Here is a 19,076-nt window from a genome sequence, read left to right on the forward strand (position 1 = left end):
TCCACGTGCCTATTGACGCATGCCCATATGGGAATATGATTGCCGCATGGCACGAGCAGCGACGACGTCGGACGTCTTCAACGCGGTCGCCGAGCCGCAGCGCCGGGAGATCCTGGCGCTGCTGCGGGCGGGTGAGCGGTCGGTGACCGAGTTGGCCCAGGAGTTGGGGATGACTCAGCCGGGAGCGTCCAAGCACCTGCGGGTGCTCCGGGAGGTCGGGCTGGTGCGGGACCGCAAGGTAGGCAAGCAGCGCCTGTACGGCCTCGACGCCCGCGGGCTGCGACCGGTCCACGAGTGGACCGGCGGGTTCGAGCGGTTCTGGAACGAGAGTTTCGACCGGCTGGACGAGTACGTGCGGGACCTGAAGCAGGCACAACAGGAGGAGTAACCGATGGCAGCGACAGGACGGGACGTGCCGGCGCGGTCAGCGACGGCTGACCGCGAGATCGTGATCTCCCGGGCTATCGGCGCCCCACGGGAGCTGGTGTTCGAGGCGTTCACCGAGGTGCGGCACCTGTCACGGTGGTGGGGACCAGAGGGGTTCACCACCACCACGCGGGCGTTCGAGTTCCGTGTCGGCGGAGAGTGGGACTTCGTGATGCACGGACCGGACGGGACGGACTACCAGGAGTGGATCACCTGGACCGAGCTCACCCCGCCGGAACGGATCGCGATGCTCCACGGTGAGGCCCGCGACGACCCGAACGCCTTCGAGTCGGTCCTCACGTTCGAGCCCGACGGCGCGGCGACCCGGATCGAGATGCGCACGGTGTTCCCCACCAGGGAACTGCGCGACCAGGCGGTCGAGAAGTACCACGCGATCGAGGGCGGCCGGCAGACCCTGGGCAACCTGGCCGCGTACGTCACCGAGACCGTTCGGAAGGGGGCGGAGGGCTGATGGCTGGCAAGGTGTTCTTCAGCGTGTCGATGTCGCTCGACGGCTTCATCGCGCCCGAGTCCCCCGAGGAACTGATGGGGCGCCTGTGGATGGAACTGCAGCACTGGGTCTTCCCGCAACGTTTCTTCCGGGAGAACCTGAAGCTCGGCAAGGGGGGCGAGGAGGGGCGCGACAACGACATCGTGCGGGAGACGTTCGAGCGCACCGGTGCGAGCGTGATGGGTAAGCGCATGTTCGACGCCGGCGAGCGGATGTGGCCGGAGGAGCCGCCGTTCCACACGCCGGTGTTCGTCGTGACGCACGAGAAGCGCGACCCTTGGGAGCGGCCGGGCGGGACCACGTTCCACTTCGTCAACGACGGTATCGAGTCCGCCCTCGAACAGGCTCGTGAGGCCGCCGGAGAGCGCGATGTCCGCATCGCGGGCGGCGGCGCGACGATCCTTGAGTACGTGAACGCCGGCCTGGTCGACGAGTTCTCGATCGCGCTCTCACCCGTGCTGTTCGGCTCCGGAATCCGCCTGTTCGAGGGCGTGGACGCCGGTCGCGTGGCCCTGGAGCAGGTCCGCGTGGAGCCCTCCCCGAGGACGACGCATCTGACCTACGCCGTCCGAAAGCGGTGATCACCCCGCCCCCGGCGCGGCCTCCCGCCAAGGCCAGCCGCCGACGTCAGCCGCCCGCGGACGGTTCAGCGCCCGGTCAGGCCCCGCTCACACCCCCGCCAGCGTGAGTTCCACCGTGCTCAGCAACGCGTCCCGGTCGTCGCTGGCCCGCGCCAGCACCCGTAGCCCGTAGTACGCGGTCTGCACCTGGCGGGCCAGGGCGCGGGCGTCGCGGTCGGCGCGGATCTCGCCGGTGCTCTGGCCGAAGGTCAGCACCGCGCACAACTCGTCCTCCACCCGCCCGAAGTTGCCCCGCACGGCCTCCTTGACCTCCGGGTCGCTGCCGGCCGCCTCGATGGCCGAGTTGACGGCGAAGCAGCCGCGCGGGCTCTCGCCGTCCAGGTCGGCGTCGATGGCCTCCACCATCAGCGCGCGCAGCCGCTCGCGCACCGGGCCCGGCTGCTGGAGCACCTCGACCTGGCGGGCGGTGGCGGTCTCGCAGTACCGGCGCAGGGCGCGTACGAAGAGTTGCCGCTTGCCGCCGAAGGTGTTGTACAGGCTCGACGGGCCGAGCCCCGTGCTCTGGCTCAGCTCGCGGGTCGAGGTGGCCTCGTACCCGTGCCGCCAGAACGTCTCCATCGCCGCGTCCACGACGCGGCCCTCCTCGAACGCGCGTGGCCTGGCCATGACGTCACGGTAAGGGTTTTGTAGCGCCCGTACAAAACCCTGGGGTCGCGGTCACCGGGCGGGGACGGCCCCGGCCAGTGCCACCGCCTCGATCTCGATCAACCACCGGGGGTCCGCCAGTGCGGCGACCTGGACGAAGGACTCGGCGGGGAACGGCGCGGTGGGGTAGTGCTGGGCGCGCAGGGCGCCGAAGGCGTCCTGGTGGGCGACGTCGGTGACGAAGACCGTGAGCTTGACGAGCTGGTCGAGCCCGGAGCCCGCGTTGGCCAGCACCGTGGCCAGGTTGGCGAACGCCTGCTGGGCCTGGGCGGTGAAGTCGCCGACGCCGACGGTCGCGCCGTGCGCGTCGATCGGCGCCTGGCCCGAGGTGAAGACCAACTCTCCGACCCGGACGGCCAGCGAGATCCCGGCCGACTCGTACCAGTCGGGGTCGGCGGTGACGCGGGTGCGGACGGTGGGGGAAGGCGAAGACATGGCGTAACTCCTCAGTTCGGTGACGGTGGTGGTGGCCGTGGTCCGTGCGGTCAGGCGTCGGAGCCGAGCAGCGGGGCCGGGGTGCGGTCCTTCGCGGCGAGGGCGTCGGCGGGGCGTACGGGCGAAGGGTTGGCGGGTCGGGCGGCGAGGTGGGCGGCCCACAGGGTGCCGGCGCAGCCGGCGACGCCCAGCGCGACGCCCACCCAGGCCACGGCGGTGAAGCCGTACCCCGCGTCGATGACCACGCCGCCGAGCATCGGGGCCAGCGTGTTGCCGACGTTGAAGGCGGCCGTGTTGGTGGCGCCGGCCAGCGTCGGCGCCTCCGGCGCGAGGGCGAACACCCGGGACTGGAGCGCGGGGTTGGTCACCCAGGCGACGAAGCCGAGGACGAAGACCAGCCCGACCGCGACCGCCGCGTGCCGCGCCGTGAGGGCCAGCGCCCCGGAGACGAGGACCAGCCCGCCGAGCCCCCACCCGAGCGTGCGCAGCGGATACGCCTCGGCCAGCCGGCCGCCGACCGCGATGCCCAGCAACCCGCCGACCCCGAACAGCGCCAGCACGGCCGGCACCCACCCCTCGGCGAGCCCGCTCACCTCCGTCAGCAGCGACGCCAGATAGCTGAAGGTGACGATGACCGCGCCGAAGGTGAACGCCGTGATCGCGTACGAGAGCCACAGGTGCGGCCTGGCCATGCCGCGCAGCTCGGCGCGGGCGGAGCCGGCGGGGACGTGCGTGCCGCGCCCGGCGGGGACGGCGAACACCGTGCAGACCAGGCTGACCAGCGTCGCGACGGCCACCGCCCAGAACGCGGCCCGCCACCCCGCGTACTGGCTGAGCAGCGTGCCGGCCGGGACGCCCACGATGGTCGCGAGCGTGAGGCCGCCGGCCACCGTGGCGACGGCCCGGCCGGTGGCGCCCGCCGGCGCGAGGCTCACCGCCGCGGCCAGGGCCACGCCCCAGCAGCCCGCGTAAACGAGGGCGCTGATGACGCGGGTCGCGAACAGCACCCCGTAACCGGGCGCGAGCGCGCCCACCACGTGCGCGGCGATGAAGACGGCCTGGAGCGCGACGAGCGCGGTACGGCGCGGCCAGCGCAGCGTGGTGAGGGCGAGCAGCGGCGCGCCGACGACCATGCCGATGGCGAAGGCGGAGATCAGCAACCCCGCGTCGGGGATGGAGACGCCCAGGTCATCGGCCATGCCGGGGAGCAGCCCGGAGAGCATGAACTCGGAGGTCCCCTGGGTGAAGATCACGAAGCCGAGGACGTAGACCGGCAGCGGCACGATGTTCCTCCGGTGGGAGTGGTGCGTGGGGTGCGGTGGGGGAGTGGTGGGCGCGTTTTGGAGCGTGTGCTTCAGAAGTGGGGCGTGAGGGTGCCCGTTCTCGCCGTTCCGGACCCTAGCATGTTGTGTAGCGACCGCTTCAAAACGGGTGCGCGGCAGGGCCGTGTGGGGATACGCGAACGCCCCGCGGTCCCGGCGCGCGGCCGGGACGACGGGGCGAGGAGGCGGAACGGCGGGCCGGTGGGCCCGCGGGGGTGGCCCGGGTCAGCGGGCGATGTCGGCGTACCCGACGATGTCCTTCGGGTCGCGCGAGCCCGGGCCTGTGTACCGCGCGGACGGGCGGACCAGGCGCCCGGTGCGCTTCTGCTCCAGGATGTGCGCGCTCCAGCCGGCCGTGCGGGCGCAGGTGAACATCGAGGTGAACATGTGCGCCGGGACCTCCGCGAAGTCCAGCACGATCGCCGCCCAGAACTCGACGTTGGTGGCCAGCACCCGGTCGGGGCGGCGCGCGTGCAGCTCCTCGAGCGCGGCCTTCTCCAGCGCCTCGGCCACCTCGAAGCGCGGCGCGCCCAACTCGCGGGCGGTGCGGCGCAGGACGCGGGCGCGCGGGTCCTCCGCCCGGTAGACCCGGTGCCCGAAGCCCATCAGCCGCTCGCCACGGTCGAGCGCGCCCTTCACGTACGCGCTCGCGTCGCCGGTCCGCTCGATCTCCTCGATCATGCCGAGGACGCGCGACGGGGCCCCGCCGTGCAGCGGGCCCGACATCGCGCCCACCGCGCCCGAGAGCGCGGCGGCCACGTCGGAGCCGGTGGAGGCGATGACGCGGGCGGTGAACGTGGAGGCGTTCATGCCGTGCTCGGCCGCCGAGGTCCAGTACGCGTCCACGGCCGCCACGTGCTTCGGGTCGGGCTCGCCGCGCCAGCGCCGCATGAAGCGCTCCACGACGGTCTCGGCCTTGTCGATCTCGCGCTGCGGCACCATCGGCAGCCCCTGGCCGCGCGCCGACTGCGCCACGTACGACAGGGCCATCACGGCCGCGCGCGCCAGGTCCTCGCGGGCCTGCTCCTCATCGATGTCGAGCAGCGGTTTCAGGCCCCACACGGGCGCCAGCATGGCCAGCGCGGACTGCACGTCCACGCGGATGTCGCCGGAGTGCACGGGGATCGGGAACGGCTCGGCGGGCGGCAGCCCGGGATTGAACGCCCCGTCCACCAGCAGGCCCCACACGTTCCCGAACGAGACATGGCCCACCAGGTCCTCGATGTCCACGCCGCGATAGCGGAGGGCGCCGCCTTCCTTGTCGGGTTCGGCGATCTCCGTTTCGAACGCGACGACTCCTTCAAGTCCGGGTACGAAGTCGGACATCAGGCGGCTCCTCTGAGAGTGGTCGACAAAGCGGCTTGTGACCAAGTTGTCAGGAATGGGGGGATCGGCGCGGTTTCACGGCCGCGGGTGCGGCTCGCGATCCGCGACGACCGCCCCTCGGTACCGGCCCCGCGCGACGTGGCGGTCATCCAGTCGCGTGCGGAGCCGGCCCGGACGGTGAAGTGGTGCGGCTCGGTCCAGGACCGGACACGATAGTTGGTGGTGTCCGGAGGCCACAGTGGGTCAGTCGATGATTTTGGTGGGTTCGCCACCTGCGGGGAAGCGTGAGAAGAGGCACACTGCCCCCTTCCACCCGAGAGGGTTACGGCGGCCCGCCCCGGGGCAGCGTGCGGGGGTCTGCCCGGCATGCTGCAAGATATGCGCGTGTCCCATGCCGACCCGCAGCAGCCGCGCGTCCTTGACCCCGCCGCCATGCGTGAGCACTACCGCGGCGCCGGGCTCCTCGAATCCGACCTCGCCGCCACGCCCTTCGCCCAGTTCACCCACTGGTTCGAAGAGGCCGTCACCAGCGGCCTGCACGAGCCGAACGCGATGGTCGTCAGCACCGTCGACGAGGCGGGTCGCCCGCACTCCCGTACCGTCCTGCTCAAGGGCTACGACGAGCGCGGCTTCGTCTTCTTCACCAACTACGGCTCCCGCAAAGGCCGTCAACTCGCCGCCAACCCCGCGGTCTCCCTCCTCTTCCCCTGGCACCCGGTCGACCGGCAGGTCATCATCACCGGCACCGTGCGGCGCACCGGGCGGGACGAGACGGCGGCGTACTTCCGCACCCGTCCACACGGTTCCCAACTGGGCGCCTGGGCCAGCCACCAGTCCGAGGTGATCGGCTCCCGCGCCGAACTCGACCGCATGTACGCCGAACTCGCCGACCGCTACCCGCCGAACGAGCAGGTCCCGGTGCCCCCGCAGTGGGGCGGCTTCCGCGTCACGCCCGACGCGGTGGAGTTCTGGCAGGGCCGCGCCAACCGCCTCCACGACCGCCTGCGCTACGTCCGTACGCCCGAGCCCGCGGACTCCTGGCGCGTCGAACGCCTCTGCCCGTGATCGGCCGGCCCTAGCCACCCACCGGACCGCACGGGGTCCCACTGGGCCGCATCGGCCCCACCGGCCCCACCCGTTCCACCGGTCCCACCGGCTCCTTAGCGCGGGGCGCGCCCGAGCGTCCGGATACGGGGGCCGCCGGCCCGCGTGCGGCGGCCGGCGCGTCAGGCTTCCGGGGCCGGGGCCGGGGCCGGGGCCGGGGTCGGGGGCGCCGGTGGGCGGTCGATGGTGAACACGCGGGTGACCGGGTTGACCCGGGCCGGCAGCACCGTCCCCCGCGCGGCCCCGCCGAACTGGTACCGCAGAACCTCGGCGCCGTATTCGAAGGGCGCGAACCCGGGGCCGCTGACCCGCATCAACAGCCGGACCTGGAAGTGGTGGTCGTTGGTCGGCGGGGCGGAGGCGACCGCCAGGACCAGGGCGGACGCGTCGACGCCGTGCGCGGCGAGTTGGAGCGTGGCCCGCCGCTCCGCGCGGGCGGAGACGGCCGTGGACCACCCGACACTGGCGACGAACGCCGCGAGCAGGGCGAGACCGGCGCCGGCCCACGTCCACCCGGCGCCGGTGTCACCGAACTCGGCGACCGTGCGGACGACGACGTAACCGCATGCCCCTCCCGCGCCCAGGAACAGGGCGGTGCCCACGGCGCACGCGAGGGCCGTGATCACGGGGCCCTGCGGGTCGAGCAGAACCGGTTCGTCGGCGCGGGCGGTGGCCATGGCCGCACCCTAACCAAGGCGAAGCGGCCGGCGGCAGGGCCTGGCCCGATCGCGCGAGCGGGGGGACGGGGGGCGGGGGTCCGCCGGGGAGCCCCGGAAAAGCAGACGACCCGCGAGTCGCTTCCCGGCGCGCCTGGTGGCGCATCGGGGCCGGTCGGACGTACCGGCGACTCGCGGGTCGGGTGACTGCTTGGGATTGGCCAGCCGCACACAGCTTGCGTGTGCACGCCCGGCGTTACGCGGCCTGTTCCCTCCGGGCTCCGCACGCGGAGACGGGGGAAGGCGAGATGCGACGTCGGGCGCTAGCCCGCAGTCACCTCACGCGTCCGGATTTCGTACATCGGCCGAACCACCTCCCTTCTCGTGTACCTCAAGCCTAGGAACCCCTCCGCCGCCTCACAACCGAATTTCCGGCAGGCAACGATTTCGCGGAAGGTGGTGTGGTGCGCGTCACGTTCGAGTTGAATATCTCGTCGTGTGGCTGTCGCGCGCGCACGGCCCGCCGCACCCGCCCCATCCGTCGTTCGACCGCTTCCGGCCCGCACGACACGCTTCGGATGCTCGAACACCTCAGATCCTCGGTTCTTCCCGTTCTTTTCCGTTCTTCTCCGTTCCTTCCAGGTCTTTCCGACCGAGAGCCACGTCCCGCCCGTTCAGCACGACCAGCAGGGGGTGACCGGTGACCGCTTCGCCACGCTCCGAGCCCGCCCGTTCCTCGGGTTCCCCACCCGCGTCCGACGCCGTCGATCCCGCCGGCGACCCGGCACCCGACCCGTCCGGCGCCGGCCCGCGAGGCGGCGGGCCCGACTGCCCGGCCGACCGGGACGACTCCGACCTCCTCGCCGCCCTGCTCGACGGCATGGACGCCGCGCTGTGCGCGTTCGACGCCGACGGCACCGTCACCCACTGGAACCGGGAGGCGGAACGCATGCTCGGCTGGTCCGCCGACGAGGCGGTCGGCCGGCGCGGCCTGGCGGGCTGGGCGGTACGCGCGGCCGACGCGGCCGAGATCGAGACGCTGCTCCTGGGCGCGATGCGGGCGCCGGGCCGCCAGGTCCACGAGTTCGCGCTGCTGACCAAGGACGGCGGCCGGGTCCTGGTCCGCACCCAGTCCGCCGCCGTGCCCGGCGCGGACGGCGAGGCCGCCGGCGTGTACTGCGCCTTCAGCGAGGTGCACACCCAGGTCGACCTGGAGCGCTCCATCGCACTGAGCGAGGCGCTGTTCGAGGACGCGTCCTGGGGCGTGGTCCTGGTCGACGCCGACCTGCGCCCGGCGGTCGTCAACGGCCACGCGGCGCGCTCGCTGGGCGCAGGCCGCGCCACGCTGCTCGGCCGCCCGCTGGGGGAACTCCTCGACCAGGGCGTGGAGGAGGTGGAGAGCGCCTTCCAGCACGTACTCGCGGAGGGCGCGCCACCCGAGCCGACCGAGATCTGGGTGACCGTCCGTGGCGAGGGCGCCGACCTCGGCCAGCCGCCCCCGCGCCGCTGCTGGCGCAGCGGCTTCCTCCGGCTGGCCTCGCCCCTCTCGGAGGAGGCGGTGCCGCTCGGTGTGGCCTGGATCTTCCGCGATGTGACGGAGGCCAAGCGGGCCGAGCAGGAGGGGGCCCGGATGCGTTTTCGGAGCAACCAACTGCACCGCGCCGCGCGGGCCGCCGCCGAGTGCGAGGACCCGTTCGAGGCGGCCACCGTCTACCTCGACTTCGCCCTGGCCGGCTTCGCCGACCACGCCCTGATCGACCTCGTCCGCGAGCCGTCGCCGGGCCGGCCGGACGGGCGCACGCCGAGCGCGACCGACCCGGGAGCCGACCCGTCCGGGCTCGCGCCCCCCGGGCCCGGCGCGACGCTGCCGGACCGGCCGCCGATCGTGCTCGTCCGCGCGGTGGCCGCCCCCGCCGGAGCCGCCACCGGCATCGGGCCCAACGCCCCCGCCGGCACCACCGACGGCATCCCGGTCGCGTACGCGGCGGGCCACCCCGCGCTCCAGGCCGCCGACCGCGGCGGCTCCGTGCGCGCCAGCGCGAGCCGCGCCGACGAGGAGATCAGCACCCAGTGGGCGGCGGCGCGCAAGTGGCCGAGCGGCACGGTGCACGGCCTGTGCGCGGTACTCCGCAGCCGGGGCCGCACCCTGGGCGTGGCCTCCTTCCTGCGCGGCGCCAGCCGCCGCGCCTTCGACCGCGCGGACGCGGCGTACGCGGAGGACGTGGCGGTCCGCGTCGCCGCGGCGATCGACCTGGCCCAGCGGTTGCGCTAGCGGCTGGCGCCGCTTGGCGCTTGGCGCTTGGTGCTCGGCCGGGCGGATCGGGTCGGGCCCGGGGCCGCTGGCTCGCGCCGGCGGGGGCGGGGCTGGCGTGGCGCATGCCGTCACGCCGGCGCACGCCCCGCCGGCGGAGGCGGGGCGTGCGGAGTGCCGGGGCGTACGGGGTGAGCGCTGGGGCGTACGGGATCGGCGAGGTCCTACGGAGCGGGCGGCCGGGGGCGTAGAGGTCGGCTACTGGCGGGACGTACGGGATGGGCGGCCGGCGGGCCGGGGCGTACGAGGCCGGCTACCGGCGGGGCGTACGGGGTGCGCGGCTCAGTGCCGGTAGAAGATCCGGTCCCCGTACTCGGCCATCACGCGCCCGTTCCACTCGTGGCCGCCGTCCACGTTGCCCGAGCGCAGCAGCGGCGGGTCGATGCCGCGCGCGGCCAACTCGCCGGCCGCCGACGCCAGGACCGCCTGCATCACGGCGCTGGTCACCACCGTCGAGGCCGGCGCGAACGGCGCGGCGACTCCGTCGACGCTCAACTCGGCGTCGCCGACCGTGATCTTGCTGTCGAGGACGAGGTCGCAGTGGTCCTTCAGGAAGGTCCCCGACGCGTGCCGCGACTTGGTCTGTGACGCGTACGCCACGGACGTCACGCCGATCACCTTCAGGCCGAGGGCCCGGGCGTTCATCGCCATCTCCACGGGCAGCGCGTTGCGACCGGACAGCGAGATGATCACCAGCAGGTCGCCGGCCACGGCCGGGCTGGTGTCCAGGACCACACCGGCCAGCCCGTTGACCCGCTCCAGCGCGCTGCCCAGGGTGGCCGGCCGCACGTCGACACCGATCACGCCCGGCACCTGGAGCAGGTTCATCAGCGCGAGCCCACCCGCGCGGTACACGACGTCCTGGGCGGGCAGCGAGGAGTGTCCGGCGCCGAAGGCGAAGAGCCGCCCGCCCGCCTGCACGGTGTCCGCGATCATCGTGCCCGCCTCGGCGATGGGCCCGGCTTCCTCGTCCCGCACGGCGCGTAGCAGGGCGATGGCTGCGTCGAGGTACCGCTCGGCCAGTGGGGCAGGGACTGACCGCGTGCTCTCGCTCATCGACGAGGGGCCCTTTCCTTCGTTTTTCTTTCGTTATTCGGGTGTTTTCGCTCCGGAGCGCGCACGGCTGCGCCCGCTTCTCCGGCCTGTGCTGTCGTGTCCGTGGTGTGCGTGGCGCGGATCACGTTGCGGTCTGGACCAGTGCTCTGTCAATACGCCGTACTCGGTCGAACACCAGCCGATCACGCGCGCGAGTCCCGGTTACCAGTGGGATGCGTCAGAATTGAGTCCAGGGCCACCGCACGACACATCGAGGGGCACGCACATGTCCGGTTTGATCGATACGACGGAGATGTATCTCCGCACCATCTTGGAGCTCGAAGAAGAAGGCGTGGTCCCGATGCGCGCTCGGATCGCGGAGCGGCTCGATCAGAGCGGCCCCACGGTCAGCCAGACCGTGGCGCGAATGGAGCGCGACGGCCTGGTGACCGTCGCCGGCGACCGGCACCTGGAGCTGACCGACGAGGGGCGCCGGCTGGCGACGCGCGTCATGCGCAAGCACCGGCTCGCCGAGTGCCTGCTCGTCGACGTCATCGGCCTGGAGTGGGAGCAGGTGCACGCGGAGGCGTGCCGCTGGGAGCACGTGATGAGCGAGGCGGTGGAGCGTCGCGTCCTCGAGCTGCTGCGGCACCCCACCGAGTCGCCGTACGGCAACCCGATCCCCGGCCTGGAGGAGCTGGGCGAGCCGGCCGAGGCCGATCCGTTCCTGGACTCCAGCATGGTGAGCCTGCTGGAGCTGGAGCCGGGCACGGAGGGCAAGACCGTCGTGGTGCGCCGCATCGGCGAGCCCATCCAGACGGACTCCCAGCTCATGTACACGCTGCGGCGGGCTGGGGTGCAGCCCGGCGCGGTGGTCAGCGTGACCGAGTCGGCCGGGGGTGTGCTGATCGGCAGCAGCGGTGAGGCGGCGGAGCTGGAGTCCGCCATCGCGTCGCACGTGTTCGTGGCCAAGCGCTAGCACCACTCCCGGATCACCTTCCGGACCCTCCTCCCGGACTCCTCGGACCGCTTTCGCGATCGTCTTCGGATCGCGTCGCGGTTCGCGTTCCGGATCGTCCGCAGATCGTCCGCGGACCTTCTTCGGTTCGTCGTCGGTTCGTCTTCGCATCGCTCTGGATCGCTTGCGGATCGCTTTCGGACCACCGTGGCGCCGGCCCCCGCAGTGGGGGTCGGCGCCACGCCCGTGTGGGCGCCGGCCTCGGGGGCGCTGGCGGGCGTGGTGGCCGACGCCGTGGTATCGGCCGTGTGGTCGCCGCGCAAGGAGGAGGGAGCGGGGGGTAGGGGAGCGGGGCGGGCGCGGCGGGTCGGCGTATGGGGCGCGGCGCGCGTGGCTCGCGCCGGGGTCGCGCCGTACGCTTCCGGGCCCGCGCGCCGGCCGTGGCGACCTTCTGCGGCAACGCGGTCTTTCCGCGCCGGAGTTGGGGGAAACCGCGCGCCCGGGCGCCCGGCGTGCAACGCTGTCGCTGGCGCATATGCGCGGAGTTGCGTTGAGAACCGGGGATGTGGGCACACGGGTCCCCGGAATCTCCCGGGGCTGAGGAGGGGGGCCGATGGGCCCGTCAAGGTCGTGGGTAGCGCGCCCGTACGCCATGGGTCGCGCGCCGCGAGGTGGGCGACACAAGGGCCCCGGCTGCCGTGGCCGCCGGGGCCCTGCCTCCCCGTTCCCCGATGGCGACCTGGAGCCCCGAGCTCTCAAGGTGCGCCGCGGCGGACTCCCTTCCCCGAGCAGTCCGCCCCCGTGTAGCTGTCTCCCCTCGGGGACGGCGAACAATCCCCGAAGCCGGTCACTCGAACGAGGGGTGTTGCCGCCGATCCCCACTTGTTCGAATACGAGTTCGATACTGTGGAGCTGGTCTAGGGAGGGATGGAGGTGCCAGGACACATGGTGCGGCGCACGGACGTGACCGGAGCTGGCGGGGTGCGGCTCGCCGCCTGGGAGTATGCCGATCCGCCCAAGGCGGTCGGCGGCAGGGCAGGCGAGCAGGTCCCCGGTGTGTTGTTGCTGCACGGGCTGATGGGCCGCGGCGCGCACTGGGCGGAGACCGCCCGCTGGCTGTCCACCCGGTACCGCGCGGTCGCGCTCGACCAGCGGGGCCACGGCCGCAGCGAGAAGCCCTCCGGCGGCCCGTTCACGCGCGAGGCGTACGTGGCGGACGCGGAGGCCGCCGTCGAGCAGCTCGGCCTCGCCCCGGTCACCCTGATCGGGCACTCCATGGGCGCCCTGACGGCATGGCAGCTCGCCGCCCGCCGCCCCGACCTCGTGCGGGCCCTGGTCATCTGCGACATGCGGGCCTCCGCCCTGGGCGCCGCCTCGCAGCGCGAGTGGTCGGAGTGGTTCAAGTCCTGGCCGGTCCCCTTCGCCACGCTGGCCGACGTCCGCAAGTGGTTCGGCGAGGGCGACCCCTGGCTGGAGCGCCCGCGCCCGACCCGAGGCGAGTTCTTCGCCGAGGTGATGGCCGAGCGCACCGACGGCTGGCGCCCGGTCTTCTCCCGCCGCCAGATGCTGACGGCCCGTGAGACCTGGGTGCACGACGCGCACTGGGAGGACCTCGCCCACGTCCAGTGCCCGACCCTGGTCGTGCGCGGCCTGGACGGCGACCTGGGCCGGGCGGAGGCCCAGGAAATGGTGCGCGTGCTGCCCCGTGGCATATACGCGGAGGTGCCGGACGCCGGCCACCTCGTCCACTACGACCAGCCCGACGGCTGGCGACGCGTGGTCGAACCCTTCCTGGAGTCAGCCCTCCCGGCCTGACGGCGCGCTCAGCCGGGGCGGTCGCTGGCCACCCCCCGACCAGCCGCGCGTTCACCCGCCGCGCCCGCCGCCGACGGGCTCGGCTTCTGCGCCGTACGCGACGCCTGGCGTGTACGGAAGCTGCCACGTGCGCGGTAACTGCCGTACGGGGCGCCGCCGTACGCGGGTCGCGCACGGGCGCGCCGGTGGGTGCGGGGTGCGTGAGGCTCGCGGGGTGTGCCGGGTGTGCGGGGTGTGAGGCGCGCGGGGACGCCGGGTGCGCGGGGCGGGGTCCGGGTCCGGGGCGGTCGTGCGGTCCTGTGGCCGTACGGCCAGGCGGGGCGGCCGTGTGGGGCATCTCATCGCGCCGGCGGCGGGCGAGTGCTTGCCAGGCGCGAAACCCGTCTCGGATCATCAACGCCATGTATCGCGAGCGCCCCTCGAAGGTCTGGTCCCTGATCTGCGTCAGCCTCTACGTGGCGGGCGTCGCCTGGATGGGCGTGGACTCGCTCCCGGAGGACCTGGGGCCATGGCTCGCGGTCTCGGCGCTCTTCCTGCTCCTGCTCCTCGCGTTCACCAGCGTTCCGGTCTCCAAGTACTTCTACAACCGCATCGACCTCGACCACACCACGCTGCGGGTCGGCCGCGAACGCCTCGCCCTCACCGACCTCGACCCGGCCTCCGTCACCGCCGCGCTGCACCGCGCCCAACAGCCCCCGGGCCACCCGTTCGCCGGGGCCGACACGGCCCACTGGGCGGGCCAGCGCCCGCCCCGGCTGGTGGGCGGCGGCTGGGCCGTACCGATGGGCATGGACAGCGTCACCATCGCCACCCGGCGCGGCGAGGGCCTGAACATCCCCGCCCGCGACCCCGAGGCATTCCTGACGGCCCTGGCCAGCGCGCTCGCCCTCCAACACCAGGCGTAGTCCCGAGGTCATGCCTTCGGGCCCGACCGCGCGACCCCACCGCACCGCCTGCCGGGCCCACATCACACGCCGTACTGGACCACGCCGTACGGGACCACGTCGTACGGAACCAGTCGCGCGGGCCCGAGCCGTACGGAACCAGTCGCGCGGAACCGAGCCGTACGGAACCGAGGCCCGCCCGACCGCCGTGAAGATCTATGACGTCCACGCGCCGTGAAGTCCCGTGTCATTCAAGGGCATACCGCGCACATCGCACGCGGCGCGGAGTTATCCACAGGCAATCCGTTCGATGAGACACCCAACAGATAGCCTCGGGACGAACGACTTGAGAGCCACGCAACGCCGCGGGCGGGGAGGAAGGCAGCCATGCGTGTCCTGGTGACGGCTGTGCGGGCGGGGGCCGAACCCCAGGACGTGCTGGTCACGGCCGACGACTCGGCCACGGCCGCCGACATCGCCGCAGTACTGGCGAGCACGACCGGCACCAGCCGCCCGCCCGGCCACCAGGCACCCCCCGGCGACGTCGTCCCCCTCTCCTGGAGCTCCAAGGGCCACCCGGACGCACAGCCCACCGGCCCGACCCTGTGGGCGGACGGCCGCGCCTGCCACCCCACCGAGAGCGCCAAGTCCGTCCTCCGCGACGGCATGCGGGTCTCCGTCGACGACACGGTCGGGCCGCTGATGCGCGCGGGGGAGCCGAGCGGCGACTTCGAGATCCGGATCGTGGGCGGTCCCGCCGCCGGCCGCGTCATCCGCCGATCGGTCGGCGTCACCACGATCGGCTCCGGCGCGGCCAACGGACTCGTCGTCCCCGACCCGTCGTTGCCCGACACGGCGGCGCGCGTCTCGATCGACGTGAGCGGCCGCGTCACGCTCACGCCACAGCCTGGTACGACGGTCAGGCTCGACGAGGCGAAGGTGACGGCGGAGAGCCCGTGGCGCCTGGGCGCCATGCTCCGCATCGGCGACTCGATGTTCGTCCTCGACAGGCCCTCGCCCCCCGACGCGCACCTCTCCGCCACCGGCGAGGGCGGCCTGGCCTACAACCGCCCGCCCCGGCTGAACGCCGTCAGGCCGCGGGTCCGGCTGCACATTCCGGCACCGCCGTCGCGGGGCGAGGGCCCGCGCCTGGAGCTGATCTCGGCGTTCATCCCCAGCCTCTTCGGCGTCACGATGTTCTTCGTGACCAAGCAGGTGTACATGCTGCTGTTCTGCCTGATGAGCCCGATGATGGTGTTCGGTCACTACTGGAGCGAGCGGCGGCACGGCAAGAAGAAGTTCCGCAAGTCCGTCAAGCAGTACAAGGAAGAGCTCAGCCAGTACGAGAGCGACCTCGCCAGCGCCTGCACCCAGGACCAGCGGGCCCGCCGCACGGACCTGCCGGACCCGGCCGAGGTGATGCTCCGCGCCGTCGGCCCCCGGCGCACCCTGTGGGAGCGGCGGCTCACCGACCCCGACGCGCTGCACCTGCGCGTGGGCATGGGCGACCTGCCGGCCGAGATCGAGCTGTTGCAACCCGGCAAGCAGTACGACGAGGACCCGCCCGAGCCGCCCACCATCCACGACGTCCCCGTCGCCCTGCCCTTCGCCACGCTCGGGGTCGTCGGCGTGGCGGGGGAGCGGGGCCGTGCCCTGTCGACCGCCCACTGGCTGGTGGCGCAGGCCGCCGTGCTGCACAGCCCGCGCGACCTGTCCCTGGTGGTGCTCTCCTCCGAGCGGGACGCCGGCCGGTCCTGGAGCTGGTCGCGCTGGCTGCCGCACTGCGCGCCCCAACTGGGCCAGGACTGCCTGGCGCTCGTCGGTACGGACGCCGAGACGATCAGCCGTCGGGTGAGCGAGCTGCTGACGGAGCTGGACCGTCGCAAGGCGGCCAGCTCCGGGCAGGGCATGTCGATCACGCCGCTGCGGCCCGACCCGTTCGTCCTGCTCGTACTGGACGGGGCGCGCCTCCTGCGCCGCGTCCCCGGGCTGCCCCAACTCCTCCAGGAGGGCCCACGGCACGGCATCTACGCCTTGTGCACCGATCAGGACGAGCGGCTGCTCCCCGAGGAGTGCGCGGCGGTCGTCAACTGGACGCCGCAGTCCGCGTCCCACTTCTTCGTGCGCGGCGGCGGCCTGGAGTCGGTCGGCTCCGTCCTGGCCGACCACGTCACGCCCGAGTGGTGCGAGCTCATCAGCCGCTCCCTGGCCCCGGTGCGGGACGTCAGCCGGGACGACGCCGACGCCGCGCTGCCCACGTCCGCACGCCTGTTGACGCTGCTCGGCATGCCGGACCCGACGGGTGCGCACATCGCGGACGGGTGGCAGCGCGGGGGTTCCACGACGGTCGCACCGATCGGCCTGGCCGCCGACGGGCCGTTCCACCTGGACATCCGCAAGGACGGGCCGCACGCGCTGGTGGCCGGCACGACCGGTGCCGGTAAGTCCGAGCTGCTGCAGACGATCATCGCCTCGCTGGCCGTGGCCAACCGCCCGGACGCCCTGAACTTCGTGCTGATCGACTACAAGGGCGGCAGCGCCTTCCAGGACTGCGCGCGGCTTCCGCACACGGTGGGCATGGTGAGCGACCTGGACGCCCACCTGACCGAGCGGGCCCTGGCCTCGCTGGCGGCGGAGCTCAGGCGGCGCGAGGAGATCCTGTTCAACGCGGGCACGAAGGACATCGAGGACTACAGCGACACCCGTCGGCTGCGACCGGACCTCGCGCCGATGCCACGACTGGTCCTCATCATCGACGAGTTCGCCTCGCTCGTCGCCGAACTGCCGGACTTCATCGCGGGCCTGGTGGACATCGCCCGCCGCGGACGCTCGCTCGGGGTGCACCTCATCCTGGCCACACAGCGGCCGGCGGGCGTCGTCAGCGCCGACATCCGTGCCAACACCAACCTGCGGATCGCGCTGCGCGTGACGGACGGCGCCGAGTCCTCCGACGTCATCGACGCCCCGGACGCCGGAGCCATCGCCAAGTCCACCCCGGGCCGGGCCTATGTGCGCTCCGGAGCGCAGGCCCTGGTCGCCGTGCAGTCCGCGCGTATCGGTGGCCGTCGCCCGAGCGACGGAAGCTCCGGCCCGCAGGCGGACGTGTCGCCGATCGCCTGGACCTCGTACAGCCGCCCACTGCCGAGGTCCGGCGACGACGAGGACGACGGCACGCTCGTCACCGACCTGGCGGTCCTCGTGGACGCCATCAGGGGCGGTGCGGAAGCGCTGGGCTTCAGCACCCCGCGCAGCCCCTGGCTGCCGCCCCTGCCCCAGGAGGTCACGGTGGACGAGTTGGCGCACCTCGACGTCTTGTCCACCTCCGGCGGTACGAGCGCGACGGCGATCCCCTTCGGCATGACCGACCTGCCCAGCCAGCAGGCCCGTACGGCACTCGCCGTCGACCTGGTCCACGGCGAGAACACCATGATCGTCGGCGGCCCCCGCTCCGGCCGCTCCACCGCCCTGCGCACGCTCGCCGGTCGCCTCGCCCAGACCTCGTCCCCGCGCGACGTGCACGTCTACGGCATCGACTGCGGGGCCAACGCCCTGCTCCCGCTGGCCGGCCTGCCGCACTGCGGGGCGGTCGTCAGCCGCGACCAGCCCGAGCGCGTGCGCCGGCTGCTTGACCGGCTGCTGGTCGAGATATCCCGCCGCCAGCAGTTCCTGGCGGCCCAGGGCGCGGCAAGCGCCGCGGAGCAGCGCGAGTCCGCCCCGCCGGAGGAGCGGCTGCCCCTGATGGTCGTCTTCTTCGACGGCTGGGAGGGCTTCGTCGCGGACTTCGAGAACTACGACTACGGCCGCCTCATGGAGTCCGCCAACCGGATCTTCCGAGAGGGCGGGGCCGTCGGGCTGAAGGTCGTGATGACCGCGGACCGCACGGGCTTCCAGGGCCAGGTCTCCTCGTCCTTCGGCAGCAAGCACGTGCTGCGGCTCTCCGACCCCAACGACTTCGCGGTGGCCGGCCTCAACACGCGCGACGTCCCGCACGACATGCCTCCCGGGCGCGCCCTCAGCCTCACCGACGGCGGGGTGCTGGAGAGCCAGGTCGCCCTGCTCGCGGCCGACCCGTCCGGCCGGGCCCAGGTCGAGGCGTTCCGCGCGATCAGCGCGGCGGCGGAGCCGCTGGGCCCCGACACACCAGCGGCCCTGCGCCCGCTGCGCGTGGACGCGCTGCCCGCACGGATCAGCGCCGCCGAGGCGATGGCCCTCCAGCCCACCCTGGTGCCCCCCCCGCTGTGGGCCCTCATCGGCGTGGGCGGCGACGAGCTGCGGCCCGTCGGGATCGACCTCGCCGAGTCCGGCCCCGGCTTCGTCATAGCCGGCCCGCCGAAGTCCGGCCGGTCCAGCACGCTGGTCACGGCCGCACGCTCGCTGCTCGCCCGAGGCACGTCGCTCATCCTCGTGGCGCCGCGCAAGTCGCCGCTGCGTGACCTGGCGGACGAGCCGTTGGTGGCCGGGCTGTTGAACGCGGAGAGCACCGAGGACGACCTGGAGGAGCTGATCGACACCATCGACGGCCCGTACGTCGTGGTCGCCGACGACGCGGAGCTGCTCTACGAGGCCCCGTTGGACGAGGCGCTCGAAACCGTCATCCGAAAGGGCATGGACGGCGACCACGGCCTGATAGCCGCCGGCAACTCGGACACGCTCTCCGGGCAGTACCGAGGCTTCGTGGTCGAGGCCCGGCGGTCCCGCAACGGACTACTGCTCCAGCCGCAGAGCTCCACCGACGGCGAGCTGTTCAACATCCGCATCGCGTCCAACAGCGGCGGCGGGCCCGTCGGCAGCGGGCTGTTCGCCTTCGGCGGCGGCGCCATGCCGATCCAGGCCGCCCAGCCGGAGTGACGCGCCGGGCCTGATCGGCCTTGCGCGGCCCCGCCGGGGGCGACCGGTGCGCGCGGGTGCGCGCGGGTGGTGCGCGGCCCGGGGCGCGCGAGGCGGCGCACCCACTCGGCTCAGCCGGAGCGAGCGCCGCGCCGCACCAACCGGTGACACGCGTGAGGC

The 19,076-nt window shown here is 73.3% G+C and carries 15 protein-coding genes; 9 read left to right on the forward strand and 6 right to left on the reverse strand.

Annotated features, from left to right (window positions below; all coding sequences use genetic code 11):
- Nucleotides 1–46: 46 nt before the first annotated feature.
- Genes H7H31_RS20570 through H7H31_RS20580 form a run of 3 tightly spaced genes read left to right on the forward strand, consistent with a single transcriptional unit; the run spans nucleotide 47 to nucleotide 1,518 of the window.
- Nucleotides 47–388, forward strand: coding sequence for an ArsR/SmtB family transcription factor (locus tag H7H31_RS20570; protein WP_187063562.1), 342 nt, complete (start codon nucleotides 47–49; stop codon nucleotides 386–388).
- Nucleotides 389–391: 3 nt separating this feature from the next.
- Nucleotides 392–898 carry an SRPBCC family protein gene (locus H7H31_RS20575; RefSeq protein ID WP_187063563.1) on the forward strand — a complete coding sequence of 169 codons (507 nt, stop codon included), beginning with the start codon at nucleotides 392–394 and terminating at the stop codon, nucleotides 896–898.
- Nucleotides 898–1,518 carry a dihydrofolate reductase family protein gene (locus H7H31_RS20580; RefSeq protein ID WP_187063564.1) on the forward strand — a complete coding sequence of 207 codons (621 nt, stop codon included), beginning with the start codon at nucleotides 898–900 and terminating at the stop codon, nucleotides 1,516–1,518. Before H7H31_RS20575 ends, H7H31_RS20580 begins: the two co-directional genes overlap by 1 nt.
- A gap of 87 nt (nucleotides 1,519–1,605) precedes the next feature.
- Here H7H31_RS20580 and H7H31_RS20585 read toward each other — a convergent pair whose 3' ends face one another.
- The 4 genes from H7H31_RS20585 to H7H31_RS20600 all read right to left on the reverse strand — a co-directional run bounded on the left by H7H31_RS20585 (nucleotide 1,606) and on the right by H7H31_RS20600 (nucleotide 5,306).
- Nucleotides 1,606–2,184, reverse strand: a complete 579-nt coding sequence (locus tag H7H31_RS20585; RefSeq protein ID WP_187063565.1) for a TetR/AcrR family transcriptional regulator — start codon at nucleotides 2,182–2,184, stop codon at nucleotides 1,606–1,608.
- Nucleotides 2,185–2,235: 51 nt separating this feature from the next.
- Complete coding sequence (locus tag H7H31_RS20590; RefSeq protein ID WP_187063566.1) at nucleotides 2,236–2,658, reverse strand: RidA family protein; 423 nt, start codon at nucleotides 2,656–2,658, stop codon at nucleotides 2,236–2,238.
- 50 nt (nucleotides 2,659–2,708) lie between these two features.
- Nucleotides 2,709–3,941, reverse strand: coding sequence for a Cmx/CmrA family chloramphenicol efflux MFS transporter (locus H7H31_RS20595; RefSeq protein WP_187063567.1), 1,233 nt, complete (start codon nucleotides 3,939–3,941; stop codon nucleotides 2,709–2,711).
- Between the two features lie 264 nt (nucleotides 3,942–4,205).
- Nucleotides 4,206–5,306, reverse strand: a complete 1,101-nt coding sequence (locus tag H7H31_RS20600; protein ID WP_187063568.1) for a citrate synthase 2 — start codon at nucleotides 5,304–5,306, stop codon at nucleotides 4,206–4,208.
- Nucleotides 5,307–5,684: 378 nt separating this feature from the next.
- On the opposite strand from H7H31_RS20600, the gene pdxH reads away from it, so the two are divergent.
- The gene (gene pdxH, locus H7H31_RS20605; RefSeq protein ID WP_372456050.1) at nucleotides 5,685–6,371 is read left to right on the forward strand and encodes a pyridoxamine 5'-phosphate oxidase; all 687 of its coding nucleotides are present in this window, start codon (nucleotides 5,685–5,687) and stop codon (nucleotides 6,369–6,371) included.
- Between the two features lie 161 nt (nucleotides 6,372–6,532).
- Here the strand turns inward: pdxH and H7H31_RS20610 are convergent, their stop codons facing one another.
- A complete protein-coding gene (locus H7H31_RS20610; protein WP_187117995.1) occupies nucleotides 6,533–7,087 on the reverse strand; it encodes a hypothetical protein in 555 nt (184 codons plus the stop codon).
- 859 nt (nucleotides 7,088–7,946) lie between these two features.
- On the opposite strand from H7H31_RS20610, the gene H7H31_RS20615 reads away from it, so the two are divergent.
- Nucleotides 7,947–9,338: a PAS domain-containing protein gene (locus H7H31_RS20615; protein WP_222624839.1), complete on the forward strand. Its 1,392-nt coding sequence runs from the start codon at nucleotides 7,947–7,949 to the stop codon at nucleotides 9,336–9,338.
- 321 nt (nucleotides 9,339–9,659) lie between these two features.
- Here the strand turns inward: H7H31_RS20615 and H7H31_RS20620 are convergent, their stop codons facing one another.
- Nucleotides 9,660–10,433 (reverse strand): SIS domain-containing protein, encoded by a 774-nt coding sequence (locus tag H7H31_RS20620; protein ID WP_187060223.1) that lies wholly within the window; start codon nucleotides 10,431–10,433, stop codon nucleotides 9,660–9,662.
- 265 nt (nucleotides 10,434–10,698) lie between these two features.
- Here H7H31_RS20620 and H7H31_RS20625 point away from each other — a divergent pair, with 265 nt between their 5' ends.
- From H7H31_RS20625 to H7H31_RS20640, 4 genes are all read left to right on the forward strand, one after another.
- The gene (locus H7H31_RS20625) at nucleotides 10,699–11,391 is read left to right on the forward strand and encodes a metal-dependent transcriptional regulator (protein WP_187060224.1); all 693 of its coding nucleotides are present in this window, start codon (nucleotides 10,699–10,701) and stop codon (nucleotides 11,389–11,391) included.
- A 924-nt stretch (nucleotides 11,392–12,315) separates the two neighbouring features.
- Entirely contained in the window at nucleotides 12,316–13,185 is an 870-nt protein-coding gene (locus tag H7H31_RS20630; protein ID WP_187063404.1) for an alpha/beta fold hydrolase, read from the forward strand.
- Nucleotides 13,186–13,586: 401 nt separating this feature from the next.
- The gene (locus H7H31_RS20635; RefSeq protein ID WP_187063395.1) at nucleotides 13,587–14,090 is read left to right on the forward strand and encodes a hypothetical protein; all 504 of its coding nucleotides are present in this window, start codon (nucleotides 13,587–13,589) and stop codon (nucleotides 14,088–14,090) included.
- Between the two features lie 366 nt (nucleotides 14,091–14,456).
- Nucleotides 14,457–18,917, forward strand: coding sequence for an FtsK/SpoIIIE domain-containing protein (locus H7H31_RS20640; RefSeq protein WP_187063396.1), 4,461 nt, complete (start codon nucleotides 14,457–14,459; stop codon nucleotides 18,915–18,917).
- Nucleotides 18,918–19,076 lie beyond the last annotated feature (159 nt).

The organism is Streptomyces buecherae, from assembly GCF_014295035.1.
GTDB classification, from domain to species: Bacteria; Actinomycetota; Actinomycetes; order Streptomycetales; family Streptomycetaceae; genus Streptomyces; species Streptomyces youssoufiensis.

What these genes read in the sequence shown, in the direction of transcription:
- H7H31_RS20570 (WP_187063562.1), top strand. Translation starts at nt 47, where the DNA reads ATGGCACGAGCAGCGACGACGTCGGACGTCTTCAACGCGGTCGCCGAG.
- H7H31_RS20575 (WP_187063563.1), top strand. Translation starts at nt 392, where the DNA reads ATGGCAGCGACAGGACGGGACGTGCCGGCGCGGTCAGCGACGGCTGAC.
- H7H31_RS20580 (WP_187063564.1), top strand. Translation starts at nt 898, where the DNA reads ATGGCTGGCAAGGTGTTCTTCAGCGTGTCGATGTCGCTCGACGGCTTC.
- H7H31_RS20585 (WP_187063565.1), bottom strand. Translation starts at nt 2,184, where the DNA reads ATGGCCAGGCCACGCGCGTTCGAGGAGGGCCGCGTCGTGGACGCGGCG.
- H7H31_RS20590 (WP_187063566.1), bottom strand. Translation starts at nt 2,658, where the DNA reads ATGTCTTCGCCTTCCCCCACCGTCCGCACCCGCGTCACCGCCGACCCC.
- H7H31_RS20600 (WP_187063568.1), bottom strand. Translation starts at nt 5,306, where the DNA reads ATGTCCGACTTCGTACCCGGACTTGAAGGAGTCGTCGCGTTCGAAACG.
- pdxH (WP_372456050.1), top strand. Translation starts at nt 5,685, where the DNA reads ATGCGCGTGTCCCATGCCGACCCGCAGCAGCCGCGCGTCCTTGACCCC.
- H7H31_RS20610 (WP_187117995.1), bottom strand. Translation starts at nt 7,087, where the DNA reads ATGGCCACCGCCCGCGCCGACGAACCGGTTCTGCTCGACCCGCAGGGC.
- H7H31_RS20615 (WP_222624839.1), top strand. Translation starts at nt 7,947, where the DNA reads ATGGACGCCGCGCTGTGCGCGTTCGACGCCGACGGCACCGTCACCCAC.
- H7H31_RS20620 (WP_187060223.1), bottom strand. Translation starts at nt 10,433, where the DNA reads ATGAGCGAGAGCACGCGGTCAGTCCCTGCCCCACTGGCCGAGCGGTAC.
- H7H31_RS20625 (WP_187060224.1), top strand. Translation starts at nt 10,699, where the DNA reads ATGTCCGGTTTGATCGATACGACGGAGATGTATCTCCGCACCATCTTG.
- H7H31_RS20630 (WP_187063404.1), top strand. Translation starts at nt 12,316, where the DNA reads ATGGTGCGGCGCACGGACGTGACCGGAGCTGGCGGGGTGCGGCTCGCC.
- H7H31_RS20635 (WP_187063395.1), top strand. Translation starts at nt 13,587, where the DNA reads ATGTATCGCGAGCGCCCCTCGAAGGTCTGGTCCCTGATCTGCGTCAGC.
- H7H31_RS20640 (WP_187063396.1), top strand. Translation starts at nt 14,457, where the DNA reads ATGCGTGTCCTGGTGACGGCTGTGCGGGCGGGGGCCGAACCCCAGGAC.